We start from the raw sequence: 16,774 nt of genomic DNA, 5'->3' as shown, positions 1-16,774 counted from the left end.
AGGGTAGAATTTAAAAAAAGAAAAATAAAAGCCATCGGAAAGATGATATTTTTTTATGTAATCCTAAAATTATTATTAAAAAATGTCTAAATTTTCTTAAAAAATAAAGTAATTTGACTATTGTGTGAGAATCATTATCAATGATAAATTATTGTTAACTCGGGGATAGTTTAGCTATAGTTATACGCTGTTGATATTATATAATATTACTTTTCAAATTGACATCACAAATGAAGTTTTAGGTTTTACATTTAATTAATAGGGTGAAGTTATACTAACTAGAGGTATCGTAATTGATTCAGTTGCACCAACAATTATCAAGAATGCAATTGAATTGGCTGTCCAAAAAGATGTTTCTATTATTAATTTAAGTATGGCTAGCCATTTTGAAGATAAAGATATTACGGAAACGATAAAATTAGCAGTAAATAAAGGTGTTACAGTAGTAGCTTCCTCAGGAGATTATGGAAATACTGAATTGATGTATCCTGCAATTTTAGATGAAGTTATTTCAGTTGGGGCGATAGATACTTCAGGAAATGTACTTGATTTAACAAGCGGTTCGCAAAAAACAACGATTAACGCACCTGGTCACGAGATATCAACAATCCATTCCGATGGGACTATAATTAAAACTACTGGTACATCGCAGGCAACAGCCTTAATATCAGGCTATATTGCACTATTAAAAGATTATGCCTTTTCGAAAAATGTAGCGTTAACTGATGATACGATTATATCGTTATTAAAGTCTATTAATAATGAAGAATTAACGTATTTACAAGCATTGATGAAAATCAGTACTTGGTAAGGGGGCTAGTTATATGGAAATAAGACCATATTATTTAGCAATAATAGCAGCCGTGATAAGTTGTAGTGCATCATATTTATCTATATCTTCAGATGCCAAATCTACCATTAACTTTTTTATGGCTATTTTAATAATTATTTCCATTTATTTGAGTTATAAAGAATACAAAAAGTCGAAAAGAGAGTCGTGATCTTAATAGATTAATAGGATGTTGATATATGGAAATAAGAGATTGGTTTAGTATACCAATGATATTAAGTCAAATTGTTATTTGGATTTTATGGATTCTATTACAACTTGCTTTAGAAGCCAATGTAATGTGGATAGTTTTTAATCCATTTAATTTTCTTTTTGTTGCAAATGTAATTATTGGCGTCGTCTATCAAATTAAAAAGTGTAAAAAGACAACGTGTTAATATACGGGTATAAGATGACCAAGTAAGCAAACGATGTGACCTTGGTCATTTTTTATTGTGCAACGAATCCTGAAATAATGGAAAAATATAACTGACGAAATACCGTATGTGTATTATGATAAAAGAATAAGAAAGTAACACATTTTGGTTGTAGGAGAGAGGGGATTGCCATGGATTATCGTATATTTGAGCAGAGAGTTCAGAATATAGTGGAGCGAATAGTTGCGATTGGTGGAGAAGTATCAACAGTAGATATTGGTGCCCCTGCGACGCTACAACAAATTGCGCACTGTGAGAACCAATTAGGTTTCCAAATTCCTGAAAGTTTTAAAAAAGTGCTTGTGGAGTTTTCATCAGCATTTTACTTCCGTTGGGTTTTTCCAGATGATTACCAACTGGAAGGTGAACTGGATGGAATCTTTAGTGGAATGCTTCATTGGGATTTGGAATTATTGAACGAGATAAATAATGATAAAAACGCGTGGATTAAGGAAGTTTTTTCAGATCCACAACATGATTACGATAAAGTATGGCATCATACATTTGCTTTTTACGAGGTCGGCAATGGAGATTACATTGCATTTGATATCGTTGATAACAATGCTGATGCTTCTATTGTTTATTTAAGTCATGATGATGGGGAAGGACATGGCTATAAATTAGCGGACAACTTTATTGATTTTCTGGAAAAATGGTCTAGGTTAGCATTTGTTGGTGGTGAAGATTGGCAGTGGCTAGCATTTACATCGAATGCTAGAAGTGGTCTTTTACCAGACAGTCAAAATGCAAAACGATTTAGAAGTTTAATGAAATTAACAATTTAATTTGGGATGCATGACGGGGCTTAAGAAAAGTGTCATATTGTTTAAAAGGAGCTAATAACATTGTACGAACAACAACTTGCAAGGGCAATCCAATTACGTAATGAGGAAAAGAAGAAAGAATCAAATCACTTGATGTTAAAAATGGTAGAACAATACCCAAATGATGCGTTTGTGAACTATCAATGTGCTTGGAGCTTTGATGTTTTAGGAGAAGAGTCTCAAGCGGTACCATACTATGAAAAAGCAATTCAGCAAGGGCTATCAGGCAAAGAGTTAGAGGGTGCGTTTATAGGGCTTGGTAGTACATATAGAACGTTAGGACAGTATAAAAAAGCACAATCGACGTTTTTAAAAGGAATCGACTTATTTCCGACTAATAAAGCATTACAAGTCTTTTATGCCATGACTTTATATAATCTAGACGAGCATAGTAAGGCGATGGAGCTTTTACTAGAATGCTTGCTACATACGACAAGAGATGCGGAAATACTTAGTTATAAAAATGCGATTCATTTTTATGCACATCAATTAGATAAAGTATGGCAATAAAGGGGGAATAATGTGACGAAGTTTTATATGATGGCTATTACTAAAAAAACAGATGACCAAGAATATGAAGAAGCAGAAAAAGTTTTTGTTAAAAAATCGCAACTAAAAAAGTATTTGAAGAGTGAAGGGTACTGCAAGGAAACCAAGTATCAGTACATTAAAATACAAAAAGAATCGATGTATGTTGCCACTGTTGAAAAAATAAAAGTACAATAGCAGTCCAAATTCACGCAAACCAGAATGGCTGATTCTAAAAGGGAAATTAGAATAGATGGCCTATTTGAACAGGGAGTTGTTTTAGTTGAAAATTAGTAAAGAACATGCGGAGCATTACATTTGGGGTAAACAATGTGATGGCTGGCATTTAGTTAAAAATAATGAATTAAGTATTATTCATGAACGGATGCCTGCCAATACAACGGAAGTTTGTCATTACCACCATCAAGCACAACAATTCTTTTTCGTGCTATCAGGTATAGCAACAATGGAAATAGGCGAAGATCGGATTATATTATTGCCTCATGAAGGGGTTGAAGTACCACCATTTCAACCACACCAAATGCGCAATGATTCACAGGAGGATGTGGAATTTTTAGTTGTTTCACAGCCAAATAGTAGAGGAGATCGTACGCCGATATAAGGTTATATAGGAACCTAAAGTATGTTTTCTGAATCTTCATTCTTTTGTATGAGGAACATTCATCTGTTATTTAGTACAGTAAATGGTATCAGAAGCTAAGGGCTAAGGGGATGAGTGATTTATGAAAATTTTTAAAATAAAACTTTATGCGTATGATTTACATAAAATGAGGGAATTTTACTGTACCTTATTAGGATTTGAATTATTAGATGAGGGGACCCATTTTTTTGACATAGCTGCTGGGGAGAGCAAAGTTCGATTCGAAAAAATAGAGGCTTCTGTTGCAAAGCAATATCATTTCGCCTTCAATATCCCTAGTAATTTATTTCAGTTAGCGAAAAAATGGGCAAAAGAGCGTGTAGACGTATTAAGTTTGGACGGAGTCGATGAAGTGTATTTTAAAACAATCGATGCCTATTCATGCTATTTTTATGATGCTGAGAACAATGTAGTAGAGTTGATAGCACGGCAGCAAATCAATCCGAGCGTTAATGCCGATACATTTTCTATTCAACATATACTGAATATAGCAGAAATAAATTTAACCACAGATGCGATTGCAGACGTCGTAGACCGTTTAAAGGAATATGATATAACGCCATTAAAGGGAGAAGATATTCGCCCAGATGCGCTAACCTTTATGGGAAATTACGAAGAGGGTGCCCATCTATTAATTGGTCCAAGTGAACGTCTTTGGTATTTCTCTACGCGTAAAGCGATTATCAGCCCTATTCAAATAGAGGTAAATAAAGAGATTGTGATATCTATGACAGCTAAAGGCAATTTTGCTATTTCAGAACAAACGAAGGATAGATAACAAGGCTATCCTTCGTTTTATCGTTAAAATAAATCGGTAGATAAATAGCGCAATCCTGTATCTGGAAAGAGTACGACTATACGTTTTCCTTTGTTTTCGGGACGTTTAGCAAGCGTTGTTGCAACAAACAATGCCGCACCAGAGGATGTACCTACTAAAACACCATCTGTTTGCGCTACAGTGCGAGCAGCTTTATAGGCCTAATCTGTTTCTACTTCTAACACTTCATCAATCCGATCAAGATGAACATTAGACGGAACGCGCGCTTCCTGTGCATCTGAAAAGCGATGCACACCTGTAATTTCAATAATATCAGGCTGTTCAACTGTAGCGATAGAATTAATAGCGGGTTCTACGCCTATAATTTGTATGGCTGGATTTTTGGATTTTAAATAAGCACCTACACCACTAATGGTGCCTCCTGTACCTATTGCAGCAACAAAAATATCAATTTGTCCTGCTGTGTCCTCCCAAATTTCTGGCCCAGTAGTGCGTTCGTGAATGTTAGGATTGGCTTCATTATCCAGTTGATTTAGAAAGACGACATTTTCATCCTTATCAACGACAGTTTCTCTAAATACTTTAATGGTTTCAACAAAATCGCCATCAGTTTCTTCAAATGCCGCTACCATCTCTGGTACATCGGAAAATGGAACAACCTCGGTTCCATATGCTTTCACAACCTTTGTTCGTTCTTCGCTTACACCATCTTGCATGTAGATACGTAACTTATAGCCCTTTGCTGCTGCGATAGCTGCAAGCCCAATACCAGTATTCCCACTTGTTGTTTCAATAATCGTTTTGTCCTTTGTTAAAACTCCACGTGCTTCAGCATCCTCAATCATCGCTTTAGCAATACGATCTTTTACACTATTCGCAGGATTAAAATATTCTAGCTTCGCAATAATTTCCGCTTCAAGTTGTAGTTCTTTCGTGTACTGATTTAACGCTAATAGTGGTGTATGCCCTATTAACTCGATTATCGACTGCTTTATGGTATTGGCAATAATTTGACCCATATCATCATCCCCTTTATTTTACCTACTTAACAAATTAGTTTTGTAGGAATTATTGGCATCTTAGCATGATAAATCCTTATGAGCAATACATTTTCTGATAGAAAGAATGGTTCGATTAATAGAAAAAAGTAATCACTTTAGTTAAATTTAAAGTTTTAGTTGTTTTAAAGAGAAGTGGAGGGTAAGGTCAATTATTTGCGTTGTTGAACATTTTAGAAAAAACATGAATTGCGCTATGATAAGAGAAATGGGAATGCTGTTATGATAGTAACTAGAAAAATGAATGGTGGAGAGGATTTGAATGGAATGTTGGAAGATGTTAACCGATTAAAAGAAAGAATCAATCAACTAAGTGAAGCGGAAGCAAAGTCAATGCTTTTCATATCTCTATTAAATGGAAAGTCGAGAGAGGACATGCAGCAAATACTCCTACATATGACAGAAGATAAGGAACAAATGGATAAAGCGCAGACAATACATATTGTTTTTGGTGATTCGCCAGCCGGAAGTCTAAAAGCAGCATTTAGAACGTTAGAATATCAAAAGACAGAGGATATTATTGTTTGCCAGATAATTTATCGATTGGTAAGTAAAAGATATACATCAAGCTTCGGGAATAGAAGCGAGACTTGGATGGTTCAACAAGCGATACAATATGGACGAGGCTGAACGTAATCATTATCGACAATGTATGCAAACTGCAATAGAGAAAATAAACAATATTTTACCACATCAAAAAATCGTTATTTGGACATGCCAAAATGCACATGAACAAACAGGATTACGACTTGTACTAGCCATGCTAGAAGGCAAAGTGAATGCAGTGCGAGTCATTGATACGTATAAGGCTTTTCATGAAAAGGAGATGCAACCACAAATAGCGGATTATCCACGAACTTCAGGAGAATTGAATGAAGAAAACCTCCTGTATTTTTATGAACAGCTTGCTATGGATGAACTAAAAAATGAAGCAAGGGAAGCCTTAATGAAGGAAGGTAAAAGCTTATTAGCAGATAAAGTCCATCTGTTACGAACATGGACATGTGATGGGCTATTACATAGCCTACATGAAAATCGAGATGATGATTTTATTATTGAATGTGCCAAGCGGATGTATCAAGAAGAGGGTACCGTAACGTTTAAGAAAGCGGCACGTTTAATAGGTGAAGTATACGGACATATGCAACAATTTACAGGAGACGAGTGGATTGAGTATCGTTTACGAACATTAATCAAGCAGGGGGTTTTTTCGTATCAAGGAGATTTGAAGGCAATGCGATTTTATGAAGTGAAATTGCAAGACGAATTCTTGACAAATTGAAATTTTTGATGTTTTGACTTCATTAAAAAGCATAGATAGAATAGTGTAGTAGAGTTTGAATAACTCTAGTCGATTAGCAACATTTATCAGTGAACATAACGAGTGAATAAATAACGAATAGATAAATTTGAAGAAAGGAAGTCGATTATGAATCCTGAAATCAATCAAAATGCAATTCTTCAAGCTATTTTGGAGCTCTCTACACAAGTGCAGGGCGTGAAAACAGAGATTCAACAACAAATCAAAGCGCTAGACAAAAGACTAGATTCAGTTGAAACGAGACTAGATTCATTAGAAACAAGACTAGGGTCGGTTGAAACGAGACTAGATTCATTAGAAACAAGACTAGGGTCGGTTGAAACAAGACTAAATTCGCTAGAAACGAAACTAGATTCAGTAGAACAAAATCTTAGTGCAAAAATAGATAAAGTGGATGCAAAGATGAACGTGTTAACACTTGACATATTAGAAACAAAGGCCGATGTGGAAATGTTGAAGAAAGCAAAATAATTTGTTTTGGTCGTCACAATGTGCAATAATCATTGACAATTAGCAATGATAGAGGAGTGAGTTGGATGTTAAAATCAGCAGTATTTGAACAACTAAAAACAGCAATGAAGGAAAAGGATGTCTTAGCAAAAGGTGTGCTAACACTAGTTAAATCAGCATTAGATTTAGCAGAGAAAGAAAAAGGTGAACCTCTAACTCAACCAGAGGAGATTGCCATTATTAATCGTGAAGTAAAACAAACGAATCAGGCATTAGAAGGCGCGCAAAATGCTGGCCGTGCAGATTTAATCGAAAAAGAAGAAGCAAAATTAGTGTTATTAAAAACCTTCCTTCCTAAGCAATTAAGCGAAGCGGAAATTGCTGAAAAATTACTAGCAGCAGGCGTTAGTAAAGGTATGAATATGGGTGAAGCGATGAAGATTGCAAAACCATTATTATCTGGTCAAGCAGAAGGTGCCGTTATATCTAAAGTAGTAAAAAGTTTAATTTAATAATAAATTGAAGGATCGCTGACGAAGTAGTGTTGGCATCCTTTATTTATTGTCTGTGCAGGATCGCACCATTTAATCACTGTCAGAAAATAGAGGTTTTGCTTAATACAATGTTTAGAAGAGGAACCGTAAAATGATTTCTATTAAAATTAAGGTTTGCCAAATAAATGAAAACATTCTATACTATTAATTAACCACTGGTCAGTTAAAGGAGGATTCCATGTCGCCACGTAAACCATCAGCACAAGAATTGACACTCAAGATGATTGTTGACGAAGCTCATAAACAGTTTATTGAAAAGGGTTTTCACCAAGTTTCCATGCGTAGTATCGCGAAAGAACTTGGATGTAGTCATGGAGCAATTTACTATCATTTTAAAAATAAAGCGGAATTATTTTATTGCATTATAGGTGAGTATTTTACTGAATTAAATCAAATGTTAGATGACATTGTAAATGGAACTGGAGAGTATCAAAACAAACTTTACGATGTCTTTGTTGGCTTTATGAAATTTGGATTAAACTATCAAAGCCAATATGAATTGATGTTTATGACGAAAGATCTTCATATCGATGGATTATCGCAAGAGGCTGCTAATCTTAGCTATGAAAAATTTGCGCAATCGGTTCAAGCTTTATCAGCAAAAACATTGTTCATTTCGGATATTCATTCAACATTTCTTGCATTACACGGTTTTGTTTCACATTATCACCATTATGTGATGAACTATGATGAAGCGCAAGAGGCGGTAGATGTCCATGCTAAATTTCTCGTTAAAGCATTGGCTTAAATAATGTTGCTCTAGATGTGAAAGTGAATCTAGAGTTTTCTTTTAACATCTATTGACCAGTGGTTAATTAAAAGGAGGAATAGATGATGAAAAAAGCATTAGTCATGGGTGCTTCAGGTGGAATAGGTTTTGCGATAGTGAGTGAATTAGCAGCTAGAGGCATACAAGTTGTGGCTTTCGCTAGGGGGAAAGAGAAGTTGCAAGCGCTTTTTGAAAGTTACTCGAATGTGTCGATTTTTCCTGGGGATGTCTTTAATGAAGAGCATGTAAGGAAGGCATCTGTTGGGATTGATGTTATGTTTCATGCAATTAGTTTCCCCTATCAAGAATGGGAAGAAAAACATATTCAGTGTATCCATTCAATTATCAATGTCGCACAAACGCAACAAGCAAAGATTGCACTAGTGGATAATATCTACGCATATGGTAGGCAATCTTCTATTGTAACAGAGGAGGCAATTAAAGAACCTCATACGAAAAAGGGGAAGATACGATTAGCAATGGAAAATAAATTGAAGGCTAGTAGTGTGCCTTCATTAATCGTCCATATGCCTGATTTATATGGCCCCAATGCAGAAAATACAATTCTAAATGAAACATTAAAAAGTGTTATTAGTAATAAAAAGGCAAACTTCGTTGGGCATATGCAAGTGGCTAGAGAATTCCTCTATACAGTCGATGGAGCTAAAGCAATCGTTGAATTGGCATTGCGCTCAGACACATATAATCAGAATTGGAATGTGCCGGCTGTGCATCCTATTACAGGAGAACAATTATTGGAGATAATTCGAGATATTACGGGTTATAAAAAGAAAGTACGAACGGTTTCCAACGCAATGATTGGTATTTTAGCAATCTTTTCTCCGTTTATGAAGGAAATGAAGGAGATGATGTATTTAACAGAGGAGCCTGTTATTTTGAGCGGGGCAAAGTATGAAAGCTTGATTGGCACGTTGCCACAGACTAGTTATCAGGAAGGCTTACAACAAACGTTGCTATGGTTGAAGAAGAGGGGATAAAATCAGTTTTCCTAAAGTATAACAATTCACTTCGGTTTCTGCGGGTACAAAGTAGTTCACAGAAATCTACGTGGATTTTTATTAAATTGTGTAAGTGACTGGCACTTATTTAGTTATATAATGCCTAGCTCGTTATTACAATGAATCATAGGGAAGTACTCGTTGATAGATTAAAGGGATTGGGGGTGTTTGTTTGTCAATTGAATCGCATGTGCATGAAGTGTATCCCGAAAAAAGGAAAACGTAAATGGGTAATCATTGTAGTAAGTATTTTATTTGTTGCCGGTTTATTAATGGTAGGTAGCCGCGTTGTCTCTTCTATTTTTAATGATAATCAGTCGGATTTTGCAGCTTATAAAACACTTGTTGGTCAATCAACAGAAAATGATTTTGGGAGATTGACTTTAAACGAGGTGATGGTTGATGATAATCAACTATTGTTAAATGCAACTTTTGAACCGGCGAAAGATGTAAATTTCGACTATCAAATTTTTTTCTTTCCGCAAGTACTCGTGAACGGTCAAAATTATACCGTTCGAAATGGTGGTCAGACCATTGCCCAATCAGAAAATACTTATACAATATATAGCAGTGTTAAAATGCGTGATTTACCTCAAGATGAACTGTTGCAGCTGAATATCCTCTATAACGATTGGAATTGGGAAAAGCCCATTCCTGAGCCTTGGGCATTTAAGGTAGAAGCATCTCAAAAGCAACTGCAAGCGGATCGAAAAGTAATTGCGGTTAATAAAACCATTAAGCTTAGTGATGGTCAGGAAATTAAGGTAGAAAAAGTTGTATCTACACCGATTTCAACTACAGTATACGTTGAGACACAAGAAACTACAAATGAATCGTTAAATTTTAATATTGTATCGCAATCAGGCAAAACATGGCGTCAAGATTCTTCTTATACATTAAATGAAGAACATACAAAGTGGGGGATTCGCTTCGATGCACGCTATCTAACAGATAAGACATATAAACTGATTCCTGTTACTGCAAGTGATGTTAAAAGTGGCCCAGCTATCAAAATACGCGAGAAATGAATATTCGATGCTTTAAGTAAATTTTACAATATCTTAATCTATTATAAGATATTCTCCGTGTAATATGATTGTATATCACATGGAAAGTAGTGAACAGTTTGCCAAAGTTGTTAGAGATTTTTCTTATTTCCTTTAAATTAGGCTGTACGTCTTTTGGGGGTCCAACAGCGCATTTAGGTTTTTTTCAAATTGAATACGTGCAAAAAAGAAAATGGTTATCAGATAAAGAGTACAGTAACTTAGTGGCACTTAGTCAATTTCTCCCTGGGCCTGCATCCAGTCAGGTAGGAATGGGCATTGGTTTACTACGTGGTGGACTGTTGGGAAGCTTAGCCTCCTTTCTTGGGTTTACGTTACCATCTGTATTACTATTAACTCTATTTGCCTATTTTTACTCGCATCTAGAGATAGATATGGGATGGATTCAAGGCTTGAAATTGGTTGCTGTTGCCATCGTGGCACAAGCCATTTGGGATATGTCCAAAAAGTTAATTCCTAGCGTAGTGCACTTGATAATAGCAATTTTGGCGCTTTTAACGCTCCAATTTTGGGGAAATCCATTTGCACAAGTTACTGTCATCGCATTGGCAGCTTCAATAGGTGCACGGCTGTTTAAGCAAACGAACGGTGTAGATGATACCGCGCAAAAAAACTTACCTATATCTAAAACAACAGGTGGTTTACTTTTAGCATTATTTGCTATGTTAATGATTGCATTACCAATAGCTAATTCATTTGTAAAAGATGACTTATTAACAATTATAGAAAAATGTTATCTAGCAGGTGCCCTCGTATTTGGTGGCGAGTATGTAGTATTACCGTTACTCGAAACGCAGTTTGTGCAAAGTGGGTTAATGAGCGCATCTGACTTTATAGCAGGCTATGGTCTTACACAGGCAGTTCCAGGTCCATTGTTCACATTTGCTTCTTATATTGGGATGGTCATTGCTGGCGTGCCAGGAGCAGTGGTTGCAACGATTGCAATTTTCCTACCTGCATTTCTTTTAATTGTTGGGGCAATGCCTTTTTGGCTCACTATGAGCAGGCATGTGGCTTTAAAAGGTGCAATGGCTGGTGCTAATGCTGCGGTTGTTGGGATTTTAGCTAGTGCTTTTATCCATCCAATTGTGACCCAAACAATTCTAAGTGGATTAGATATTCTTTTAGCGGCTATATTTTTGTTGCTATCCTTGCGCTGGGCAGTCCCGCCTTATATACTGGTCGTGCTTGGCATAATAGTGGGATTGCTATGTTATTAAGAGCAAACATAAAAAAATCAAAACTACTCATGATGATGGTAGTTTTGATTTTTTTTTTTTAGATAAAGTGTTCCTTATTGTAGAAGCAAATGAAACTTTTCCATTCCAAAGGTAGGTTCCGCGAGCGGTGTGTCATCATGTTAGCTGAATTGTCATGTTCTATCTTCTATATAAAATATATTGCGTACGTATCTTGATACTAGTTTTTGCTTTTTAATTTTTGCAAAGACGTTATGAGAGTTCACTTTTATAAAACAATGTTTTTACAGTTCTTTTAAATATCTGGATGGATTCATAGCGTTCTTTATTTCGTTTGTTTATAATGAAGAAATGGAAAAACTCAACAAGAAAGAAGGGATAGCTATGGCACGAGGTGTTTACATTCATATTCCTTTTTGTCATCAAATTTGCAATTATTGCGATTTCAACAAATTTTACTTTAAAAATCAACCTGTGGATGAATATATAGAATCACTTGGCAAGGAGATGGCGCTTGCTACGGAAAAATATCCGCAACATTTTCAACAAATTGAAACGATATTTCTTGGCGGTGGAACACCGACTGCTTTATCTCCAGAACAATTGACGAGATTGCTCAACAAGATTCGCACGTATATTCCAATGGATCGTGTGACAGAATTTACATCAGAGGCGAATCCAGATGAATTATCAGAGGCGAAAATGCATGCCTTGTTTGATGGAGGCGTCAATCGTTTAAGTATGGGCGTTCAATCATTTAACCAAGAATTATTGAAAAAAATTGGTCGCACACATAGCAATAAGCACGTCTACGATACAATTGCACTCGCTAAAAAGGTCGGTTTCCAAAATATAAGCATCGATTTAATGTATGGTTTGCCTGGTCAAACGATGGCGCAATGGAAAGATTCACTAGATAAAGCGTTTGCGCTTGAGCTACCACATTTCTCAGCTTACTCTCTTATCGTAGAACCAAAAACAATTTTTTATAATCAATATGCGAAAGGGAAACTGAGCTTACCAACGGAAGATTTAGAAGCGGATATGTATGAAGTGCTAATGCAAGAAATGAAATTGCATGGTTATTTGCAATATGAAATCAGCAATTTTGCGAAAGCAGGCTTTACTTCAACGCACAATAAAATTTATTGGGAAAATGATGAATATGCTGGTTTTGGCGCAGGTGCACATGGCTATATGAATGGCACGCGTTATTCAAATTATGGTCCTTTAAAAAAATATATGGATGCTGTAAATGCGGGGGACTTACCTATCATGCAGGAGCATGATGTAACAGCAACTGAACAACGCGAAGAACAAATGTTTTTAGGGCTGCGTAAAACGGATGGAATTACACACAATATATATGAAGAAAGATTTAATGAGTCAATGATGGACCGTTATGGACATGTCATTGATAAGCTAGTATCAGAAGGGCTTTTGGCACACGATGCTGTAGGCATTCGGCTTACACGCAAGGGACGATTTGTCGGGAATGAAGTTTTTCAACAATTTTTGCTAGAAGATTGAGCGATATCGTTGACATAAAATGTGGGATTTGATAACTTAATAATAGTATTAGCACTCCTCTTAGTTGAGTGCTAACAGAGGTGATGATCATGCTAACAAATCGGCAATTACAGATATTGCAAGTAATCGTAGACGATTTCATTATGTCTGCACAGCCGGTAGGTTCTCGCCAAATCTCAAAAAAACAAGAGATTACATTTAGTCCAGCCACTATTAGAAACGAAATGGCGGATTTAGAGGAATTAGGGTTCTTAGAAAAAACCCATACGTCCTCTGGTCGAGTGCCTTCGGAAAAGGGGTATAGATTTTATGTAGATTATTTGTTGAATCCACAGGGCATTAATTCACGGGATATTCAGCAAATTCAATCGATTTTCAACGAACGTCTAGTAGAAGTAGAGCACATTATCCGAAAATCAGCGAATATTTTATCTGAGCTGACATCGTATACATCGATTCTTTTAGGACCAGATGTCCAAAGACATCGAGTAAAGCGTTTTTCTATCGTGCCACTCTCAAGCGACGCGGCAGTAGCGATTATCGTAACGAATAACGGACATGTTGAGAACCGCATGTTTAGTTTACCACCTAATTTTACCGCTGCTGAACTAGAAAAAATGGTGAACATTTTAAATGAGCGCTTAGTCGGTGTTTCGTTAGATGAAATCCATAAAAAGCTGGAAATTGAAATTCTGGCTATCTTGCAGCAACATGTTCGATCGGCGGATGATTTTATCCATTCGCTCGTTTCAGCTACGATGCAAAATTCGGAAAGTAAAATTTTCTATGGTGGTAAAACAAATATGTTCAACCAACCGGAATTCCACGATTTAAATAAAGTCCGAATGATTTTGGACTTAATGGAAACGACTAGCCAAGTGCAGTCGCTTTTCCATCCGAACGAATCGGGTATTCATATTCGTATAGGCTCGGAAAATCAGCAGTTAGAAATGGAAAACTGTAGTGTCATCACGACGACTTATTCAATAGGTGAGGATCAACAGGGTACTATTGCAATTATTGGTCCAACGCGTATGGATTACAAGCGTGTTGTTGCTTTGCTTGAAGTAATGCGCATGGACTTATCTCAAGCCTTTACGAAGAATCGTAGTGAATGATAATGAGGAGGATTTAAGTGACTGAAACAACAGAAAACAAAGACCTTGTACAAGAAAATGTACAAGCTGAAAATGAGGCAACTGTAGAACAAACAGAAACGCCAGAAGAAGTGAAAGAACTAACGATTGAAGAGCAGTATGAAGCGAAACTAGCAGAATTACAAGCAAAGCTAGATGATGAGGAAAATCGCCATCTACGCCTGCGTGCTGACTTTGACAATTTACGTCGCCGTACACAACTTGATCGTGAGGCGGCTGAAAAATATCGTGCACAAAGTCTGTTATCGGATTTATTGCCGGTATTAGATAATTTCGAACGTGCTTTACAAATAGAGCCAACTTCTGAAGAAGCAGTCTCAATTGTAAAAGGTATTGAAATGGTCTACCGATCACTAGTAGAAGCAACTGAAAAAGAAGGCTTACAAGTGATAAAAGCTGAAGGAGAGCAATTTGATCCAAATGTTCACCAAGCTGTTATGCAAGAACAAGATAGTGAAAAAGAACAAGGTGTTGTATTACGTGAGCTTCAAAAAGGGTATATTTTAAAAGATCGCGTATTACGCCCAACTATGGTATCTGTAAACGAATAGTCATCGTACTATTTGAAAAAATAATTAGTTAATTAACGCATTTGCGTTTTAATAATAGGAGGAAATTTTACTATGAGCAAAATTATCGGTATTGACTTAGGAACAACAAACTCTTGTGTATCTGTACTTGAAGGCGGAGAGCCAAAAGTTATTCCAAACCCAGAAGGAAACCGTACGACTCCATCTGTAGTAGCATTCAAAAATGGTGAAAAACAAGTTGGGGAAGTAGCAAAACGCCAATCAGTAACAAATCCAAATACGATTATTTCAATTAAATCTAAAATGGGTACAGCTGAAAAAGTAAAAGTGGAAGATAAAGAATACACACCACAAGAAGTTTCAGCAATGATTCTTCAATACTTAAAAGGCTATGCAGAAGATTACTTAGGTGAAAAAGTAACGAAAGCGGTTATTACTGTACCTGCTTACTTTAACGATGCACAACGTCAAGCTACAAAAGACGCTGGTAAAATTGCTGGTCTTGAAGTAGAACGTATCATTAATGAGCCAACAGCTGCTGCACTTGCTTACGGTTTAGATAAACAAGATGTAGACCAAAAAGTATTAGTATTTGACCTTGGTGGTGGTACATTCGACGTATCAATCCTTGAATTAGGTGACGGTGTATTCGAAGTATTAGCTACAGCTGGTGATAACAAACTTGGTGGGGACGATTTCGATGACGCAGTAATCGAATATCTAGTTGCCGAATTTAAAAAAGAAAATGGCATTGACCTTTCTAAAGACAAAATGGCTATGCAACGTCTAAAAGATGCTGCTGAAAAAGCGAAAAAAGATTTATCAGGTGTAACGTCTACACAAATTTCATTACCATTCATTACGGCTGGTGAAGCAGGTCCATTACACTTAGAAATCTCTTTAACTCGTGCGAAATTCGATGAGATTACATTACCATTAGTAAACCGTACAGTAGGTCCAGTACGTCAAGCATTATCTGATGCAGGTCTATCTACTTCAGAAATTGACCAAGTAATTTTAGTTGGTGGTTCTACTCGTATTCCTGCCGTACAAGAAGCTGTACGTAAAGAAACTGGTAAAGAGCCTCACCGTGGTGTAAACCCTGATGAAGTAGTAGCAATGGGTGCTGCAGTTCAAGGTGGCGTATTAACAGGTGATGTGAAAGACGTAGTACTTCTTGACGTAACACCACTTTCTTTAGGTATTGAAACAATGGGTGGCGTGTTCACAAAATTAATCGATCGTAACACAACAATTCCAACATCTAAATCACAAGTATTCTCAACTGCAGCAGATAACCAACCAGCAGTAGATATTCACGTATTGCAAGGTGAGCGTTCAATGGCAGCGGATAACAAAACATTAGGTCGCTTCCAATTAGCGGATATCCCACCAGCTCCACGTGGTATTCCACAAATCGAAGTAACATTTGATATTGACAAAAATGGTATCGTGTCTGTTAAAGCGAAAGATTTAGGTACAAATAAAGAACAAACAATCGTTATCCAATCTGATTCTGGTTTATCAGATGAAGAAATCGAACGCATGGTAAAAGATGCTGAAGCAAATGCAGAAGCGGATGCAAAACGTAAAGAAGAAGCTGATCTTCGCAACGAAGCAGACCAATTAGTGTTCCAAGTTGACAAAACAATTGCTGATTTAGGTGAGCAAATTACAGAAGATGAGAAAAAATCTGTAGAAGATGCTCGTGATGAGCTTAAAAAAGCGCTTGAAGCTGGTGAATTAGAAGGTATTAAATCAGCGAAAGAAAAATTAGAAGGCGTATTACAGCCTCTAGTAATGAAAGTTTACGAACAAGCTGCAGCAGCGGCTCAAGCGGCTCAAGGTGGCGAAGCAGGTCCAGAGGCTGGAACTGACAAAAAAGACGATGGTATCGTTGATGCTGACTTTGAAGAAGTAAAAGACGATAAATAAGATATCAACAGCACAGTAAAGTGAAGAAGCCAAAGACCGCTTGCGGCTTTGGCTTTTCTCTTTCTATTCTTTATAGAAAAAAGAATGGGCATGTCAGTGACATTTCTATAATGCTAGAGATATCATAG

At 36.5% G+C, this 16,774-nt stretch carries 20 protein-coding genes; 19 read left to right on the top strand and 1 reads right to left on the bottom strand.

What is annotated here, in order from left to right; all coding sequences use genetic code 11:
- Positions 1 to 271: 271 nt before the first annotated feature.
- The 7 genes from LO754_RS15720 to LO754_RS15690 all read left to right on the top strand — a co-directional run bounded on the left by LO754_RS15720 (position 272) and on the right by LO754_RS15690 (position 4,057).
- On the top strand, positions 272 to 811 hold the full coding sequence (locus LO754_RS15720; RefSeq protein ID WP_080653331.1) for a S8 family serine peptidase: 540 nt from the start codon (positions 272 to 274) through the stop codon (positions 809 to 811).
- Between the two features lie 218 nt (positions 812 to 1,029).
- The gene (locus LO754_RS15715; RefSeq protein ID WP_025220047.1) at positions 1,030 to 1,227 is read left to right on the top strand and encodes a hypothetical protein; all 198 of its coding nucleotides are present in this window, start codon (positions 1,030 to 1,032) and stop codon (positions 1,225 to 1,227) included.
- 170 nt (positions 1,228 to 1,397) lie between these two features.
- Complete coding sequence (locus tag LO754_RS15710) at positions 1,398 to 2,051, top strand: SMI1/KNR4 family protein (RefSeq protein ID WP_231784755.1); 654 nt, start codon at positions 1,398 to 1,400, stop codon at positions 2,049 to 2,051.
- Between the two features lie 60 nt (positions 2,052 to 2,111).
- Entirely contained in the window at positions 2,112 to 2,600 is a 489-nt protein-coding gene (locus LO754_RS15705; RefSeq protein WP_231784754.1) for a tetratricopeptide repeat protein, read from the top strand.
- A gap of 12 nt (positions 2,601 to 2,612) precedes the next feature.
- Positions 2,613 to 2,816: a hypothetical protein gene (locus LO754_RS15700; RefSeq protein WP_025220044.1), complete on the top strand. Its 204-nt coding sequence runs from the start codon at positions 2,613 to 2,615 to the stop codon at positions 2,814 to 2,816.
- Positions 2,817 to 2,901: 85 nt separating this feature from the next.
- Positions 2,902 to 3,240, top strand: a complete 339-nt coding sequence (locus LO754_RS15695) for a cupin domain-containing protein (RefSeq protein ID WP_024363063.1) — start codon at positions 2,902 to 2,904, stop codon at positions 3,238 to 3,240.
- A gap of 121 nt (positions 3,241 to 3,361) precedes the next feature.
- The gene (locus LO754_RS15690; protein ID WP_024363062.1) at positions 3,362 to 4,057 is read left to right on the top strand and encodes a VOC family protein; all 696 of its coding nucleotides are present in this window, start codon (positions 3,362 to 3,364) and stop codon (positions 4,055 to 4,057) included.
- 200 nt (positions 4,058 to 4,257) lie between these two features.
- Here the strand turns inward: LO754_RS15690 and LO754_RS15685 are convergent, their stop codons facing one another.
- A complete protein-coding gene (locus tag LO754_RS15685; protein WP_435892038.1) occupies positions 4,258 to 5,076 on the bottom strand; it encodes a pyridoxal-phosphate dependent enzyme in 819 nt (272 codons plus the stop codon).
- Positions 5,077 to 5,337: 261 nt separating this feature from the next.
- Here LO754_RS15685 and LO754_RS15680 point away from each other — a divergent pair, with 261 nt between their 5' ends.
- The 12 genes from LO754_RS15680 to dnaK all read left to right on the top strand — a co-directional run bounded on the left by LO754_RS15680 (position 5,338) and on the right by dnaK (position 16,646).
- Positions 5,338 to 5,745: a DUF1835 domain-containing protein gene (locus LO754_RS15680; protein ID WP_231784753.1), complete on the top strand. Its 408-nt coding sequence runs from the start codon at positions 5,338 to 5,340 to the stop codon at positions 5,743 to 5,745.
- Entirely contained in the window at positions 5,675 to 6,397 is a 723-nt protein-coding gene (locus LO754_RS15675; RefSeq protein ID WP_435892072.1) for a DUF3658 domain-containing protein, read from the top strand. The genes LO754_RS15680 and LO754_RS15675 overlap by 71 nt, the downstream gene beginning before the upstream one ends.
- Positions 6,398 to 6,544: 147 nt before the next feature.
- A complete protein-coding gene (locus LO754_RS15670) occupies positions 6,545 to 6,907 on the top strand; it encodes a DUF7310 family coiled-coil domain-containing protein (RefSeq protein ID WP_231784751.1) in 363 nt (120 codons plus the stop codon).
- 65 nt (positions 6,908 to 6,972) lie between these two features.
- Positions 6,973 to 7,398, top strand: coding sequence for a GatB/YqeY domain-containing protein (locus LO754_RS15665; RefSeq protein ID WP_231784750.1), 426 nt, complete (start codon positions 6,973 to 6,975; stop codon positions 7,396 to 7,398).
- A 220-nt stretch (positions 7,399 to 7,618) separates the two neighbouring features.
- Positions 7,619 to 8,188 (top strand): TetR/AcrR family transcriptional regulator, encoded by a 570-nt coding sequence (locus tag LO754_RS15660; RefSeq protein WP_024363057.1) that lies wholly within the window; start codon positions 7,619 to 7,621, stop codon positions 8,186 to 8,188.
- An 86-nt stretch (positions 8,189 to 8,274) separates the two neighbouring features.
- Positions 8,275 to 9,207: an SDR family NAD(P)-dependent oxidoreductase gene (locus LO754_RS15655; protein WP_231786342.1), complete on the top strand. Its 933-nt coding sequence runs from the start codon at positions 8,275 to 8,277 to the stop codon at positions 9,205 to 9,207.
- A gap of 209 nt (positions 9,208 to 9,416) precedes the next feature.
- Entirely contained in the window at positions 9,417 to 10,256 is an 840-nt protein-coding gene (locus LO754_RS15650; RefSeq protein ID WP_231786341.1) for a DUF4179 domain-containing protein, read from the top strand.
- 89 nt (positions 10,257 to 10,345) lie between these two features.
- Positions 10,346 to 11,515, top strand: coding sequence for a chromate efflux transporter (chrA, locus tag LO754_RS15645; RefSeq protein WP_231786340.1), 1,170 nt, complete (start codon positions 10,346 to 10,348; stop codon positions 11,513 to 11,515).
- 363 nt (positions 11,516 to 11,878) lie between these two features.
- The gene (gene hemW, locus LO754_RS15640) at positions 11,879 to 13,024 is read left to right on the top strand and encodes a radical SAM family heme chaperone HemW (RefSeq protein ID WP_231784749.1); all 1,146 of its coding nucleotides are present in this window, start codon (positions 11,879 to 11,881) and stop codon (positions 13,022 to 13,024) included.
- Between the two features lie 89 nt (positions 13,025 to 13,113).
- Positions 13,114 to 14,142: a heat-inducible transcriptional repressor HrcA gene (gene hrcA, locus LO754_RS15635; RefSeq protein WP_231784748.1), complete on the top strand. Its 1,029-nt coding sequence runs from the start codon at positions 13,114 to 13,116 to the stop codon at positions 14,140 to 14,142.
- A gap of 17 nt (positions 14,143 to 14,159) precedes the next feature.
- On the top strand, positions 14,160 to 14,732 hold the full coding sequence (gene grpE / locus LO754_RS15630) for a nucleotide exchange factor GrpE (protein ID WP_024363051.1): 573 nt from the start codon (positions 14,160 to 14,162) through the stop codon (positions 14,730 to 14,732).
- A gap of 72 nt (positions 14,733 to 14,804) precedes the next feature.
- A complete protein-coding gene (gene dnaK, locus LO754_RS15625; RefSeq protein ID WP_025220034.1) occupies positions 14,805 to 16,646 on the top strand; it encodes a molecular chaperone DnaK in 1,842 nt (613 codons plus the stop codon).
- Positions 16,647 to 16,774 lie beyond the last annotated feature (128 nt).

Source organism: Lysinibacillus sp. GJ-1 (genome assembly GCF_021166035.1).
In the GTDB taxonomy this organism is placed as follows: domain Bacteria; phylum Bacillota; class Bacilli; order Bacillales_A; family Planococcaceae; genus Lysinibacillus; species Lysinibacillus sphaericus.
The sequence above is the reverse complement of the archived record's forward strand: the minus strand, read 5'-3'. Positions and strand labels throughout refer to the sequence as shown.